The following is a 574-nucleotide window of genomic DNA, read 5'->3' on the forward strand; positions in this document are numbered from 1 at the left end:
TATAATGGCTCAGATTAAAAAAACTAATAGGTTACATAGTGTGATCTAATTGTTAAATTCATTTAACATCAAAGTTTAATAGCCATGTCTAAACGATTACCACCGCTAAATGCCTTACGAGTTTTTGATGCCGCAGCACGCCATTTAAGTTTCACTCGCGCAGCAGAAGAGCTTTTTGTGACCCAAGCCGCAGTAAGTCATCAAATCAAGTCTCTTGAGGATTTTTTGGGGCTAAAACTGTTCCGCCGCCGTAATCGTTCACTCCTGCTGACCGAGGAAGGGCAAAGCTATTTCCTCGATATCAAAGAGATATTTTCGCAATTAACCGAAGCGACGCGTAAACTCCAGGCCCGTAGCGCCAAGGGGGCGTTGACGGTCAGTTTACTCCCCAGTTTCGCCATTCATTGGTTGGTTCCGCGACTTTCCAGCTTTAATTCAGCTTATCCGGGAATTGACGTTCGAATCCAGGCGGTTGATCGTCAGGAAGATAAGCTGGCGGATGATGTTGATGTGGCGATATTTTATGGTCGGGGCAACTGGCCGGGGCTACGGGTGGAAAAACTGTACGCCGAAT

Annotated in this window: 1 pseudogene; it reads left to right on the top strand. The window is 46.2% G+C overall.

The window, feature by feature from the left end:
- Positions 1-84: 84 nt before the first annotated feature.
- Positions 85-574, top strand: a pseudogene (gcvA, locus tag ACFFRH_RS44985) (glycine cleavage system transcriptional regulator GcvA); the annotation flags it as partial.

Source organism: Streptosporangium vulgare (genome assembly GCF_042428775.1).
GTDB classification, from domain to species: domain Bacteria; phylum Actinomycetota; class Actinomycetes; order Streptosporangiales; family Streptosporangiaceae; genus Streptosporangium; species Streptosporangium vulgare.